1 protein-coding gene is annotated in these 1,435 nt (G+C 50.9%); it reads right to left on the bottom strand.

What is annotated here, in order from left to right:
- Window positions 1-8 precede the first annotated feature (8 nt).
- The gene (gene tnpC / locus QGP82_RS14100; protein ID WP_499059748.1) at window positions 9-1,373 is read right to left on the bottom strand and encodes an IS66 family transposase; all 1,365 of its coding nucleotides are present in this window, start codon (window positions 1,371-1,373) and stop codon (window positions 9-11) included.
- Between the last annotated feature and the right edge of the window lie 62 nt (window positions 1,374-1,435).

Genomic DNA, 1,435 nt, shown 5'->3' with positions numbered 1-1,435 from the left:
GTAATTGCTCAACCCGGTTTAAAAAGAGAGAGTCCAGGTGAGAGAGCTATCTGAATAGCCTTGAGAGCGGATAGTCCTTGACGTTTACCGGTATTGACAACTGAGCGTACCGCAGCCAATAAATCTCGTCCCCACTCAGACCGGAAGCCATTGGTGACCTTTCGGAAAATGGTACTCATCCGAATCGCTTGCTCGCTCGAATTGTTGGTGGGTGGAATCGTGGCATCATCGAGAAAAACGAATAAATGTGCCTGAATCTCATCATAGCGATGGTGTAAGCGCCTACCATCATCCTGCTCAGGCTTGAGATTTAGGGCTCGTTGTAACCGTCGGTGAATATCTAAACGGTATTGATACAACGTCGATGGGGCTAACGACTCTCGTCGTTTGTGAATGGCTAAGGCCCGTAAAAATAGATGCTTGATAACGGGGGCAAAGACCCCATCGCCCGCATCAATGGCAAACTGACAATCTCTAAGCTGGTGGGCTAGACAGACCTGCCAGAGGACCGCAGGATGATTTTTCTGAGCGCTGAATAAATCAGACACCCACACCTCAGGTTCATGCTCACCGAGGACGGAGTAGATAACACTCGCCCCACGAGTGGCGCAAATCACATGGAAACACACGTCCTCGTTTTGAAACACCCATTCCCATTCGGTGTGTCCCTTCACCCGAGCACTCGTTTCATCCGAGCAGATTATCCGTGACTGCTGCACCTGAGCTTGAATCTCAGCCATCGGCTCCGTTAGCTGCTCGTGAACTCGGGATAACAGGTTCGCCAAGGCCCCTTCGGATATCGATAGGTTGAAGACCTCCTCCAGTAATTGATGCAGACGTTCATAGCTAATCGCATGGCCATAGCGTAGATAGGTGACTAAGCTCTCGATGCTTGACCCAAAGGGGGAACCGCCTGACAGCTCATCGGGAACCGGGGCCACCTGATGAGTCCCACAGCATGGACAGGTCCCTTGATAGCGCTCCACACGAGTCACAATCGGGGTGATCTCCGGTAGTTCCAGTTTGTCGTAGCGGCTATGCAAACGCTGATGCGCTTGAGATATCTCAACCTCACAGGATGAACAGGTTCTAATCCGGGCTGATACCATTCGATCTGGATTCGTCGCTAATGGACGACCACCCCCTGCACGTCCCACACTGGCTTCGCGACGCTCTCCTCCTTTCTTTCGGCTTTTTTTATTCGCCTTAAACCCTTGAGAGGGCGGTTGACTCGAATTCTTACTCGTTTTCTTGGGTCGCTTTTCTAATTGCTCTAATCGACCTCGCAGCGTTTGTAACTCTTCCCATAACACTCGTATCAAGGCATCTTTTGCCTCAGGGCTTAGGTCACTTAGGTCAGGAAGGTCTTGCATCCTTCTACACTACGATATTTTCTTATGGTTGCCATCCCCAGCGGGGGGAGTTGAGCAATTAC

The organism is Leptothoe sp. LEGE 181152 (genome assembly GCF_032906605.1).
GTDB lineage: Bacteria > Cyanobacteriota > Cyanobacteriia > Phormidesmidales > Phormidesmidaceae > Leptothoe > Leptothoe turfae.
The sequence above is the reverse complement of the archived record's forward strand: the minus strand, read 5'-3'. Positions and strand labels throughout refer to the sequence as shown.

Coding starts and splice junctions, on each gene's coding strand:
- tnpC (WP_499059748.1), bottom strand. CDS start 1,373: ATGCAAGACCTTCCTGACCTAAGTGACCTAAGCCCTGAGGCAAAAGAT.